This is a genomic window from Oleiphilus sp. HI0132 (assembly GCF_001635845.1).
In genome coordinates, this window is sequence record NZ_LWGJ01001167.1 from 1 (window position 1) to 1325 (window position 1325).

At 43.7% G+C, this 1325-nt stretch carries 2 protein-coding genes; both read right to left on the reverse strand.

Features of this window, described 5'->3' with window-relative positions; translation table 11 throughout:
* Window positions 1–556 (reverse strand): class I SAM-dependent methyltransferase (locus A3766_RS16420; RefSeq protein WP_068642520.1); only part of this gene is annotated, 556 nt, incomplete at its 3' end.
* A gap of 2 nt (window positions 557–558) precedes the next feature.
* Window positions 559–1325: DUF2156 domain-containing protein (locus A3766_RS16425; protein ID WP_156508933.1), on the reverse strand; the 767-nt coding region annotated here is incomplete at its 5' end.

Sequence of the window (1325 nt, forward strand, 5' to 3'; positions counted from 1 at the left end):
AGATTTTGTGAACCGGGTTTTTCGCTATTAAATGAAATGCGAATAGTGCTGAGTAATAGTAAAGCCGCTGACATAGTCTTTGCACTAGGTTTCCACTGATCGGAGCAAAGTCCGCAACCATTAGGCTGCCACCCGGTTTAAGCTGCAAGCTTAGATGATTTAGCATTTCGATCATCAATGGGTGAGCGAAGACATTCAAAAAGTAATTCGCTACCACATAGTCATAATAGCTGTCCTTAAGGTGCTTAAATGCATCACCCAGGACAAGCACGACNCGATCGTTCAAGCTTAATCTCTCTAGCTTACATTCAATACGCTTTAGCATTTTAGGTGAAAGTTCAACGACAGTAATCTCGGCACCTTTTTGCGCAGCAAGTACCACATCTTCACCGCTTCCCGCCCCCACAAACAGTAATTTATCACCGGGCTTTATGTCACGCAGCTGCCAACGCTTACTCGCAATGATCTTACCACCACTATATAAATGCGCGGCCTTTTCGTAGAACCTAGCCGTTCTGTCATAACGACCTCTCACAAAAGAATTATCTTCAGACATCACTAAAAAACCTGTATTGCTTTTAAGGTAGCAATGGTTGCTTTAGGCAACGAGATCCCCGGAGGAATACATTGGAACCAGTGTTCACTCTGTGCTCGATATCGAGTTTTATGGTAAGCAAGTGCTTGAAACGCATATAGAAAACTTCCATAGCGATACATTAATTGTTGCAAGTAGCGTAATGAAGCAATCTCATGTGGAAAGCTCTGAAGCTCGTGCAAGGGTGCTAAGCCCAGTGACAAACGAGCAACACCTTCTTTCTGAAAAACCTTCATTGCTTCAAGGATTGTATAATCTAGAAAGCCATTCGGTTTTATCCCAGGGCAAGCGCGAATGATATTAGCTGTATAACCTATGATCTTATCATCCTGAAAATAGGGATCAAAAAACACATATCCAACGAGCTCTCCTTTTAGGTAACAGAAAAACTTCCTGACTCCCCAAGCATCTCTATACTCTGGCGGCCGAGTAATGAGCCTAAGTTCACGCTTAGTCACCGCCTTGGTTTGTCGCCAGCGCTCGGAAATATCCCGAACTCTATCTTCATTCACCTCAGACCAAGCCTGTTCTTTAACAACAAAGCCCCTACGTCCAAAGTTAGATGCCCAGCGCAGATACTTTTTCTCTTTCCCTTTGACATCAAAACTGTTGAGTGAGAGCGAATACTCAACCCCCATATCGTTACATCGATAACCCCGATCTATCAAAGCACTCGCACAATCAGCATCAACTGCCATGAAAATACTTGGTCGCTTCGTTGACGCTTCTA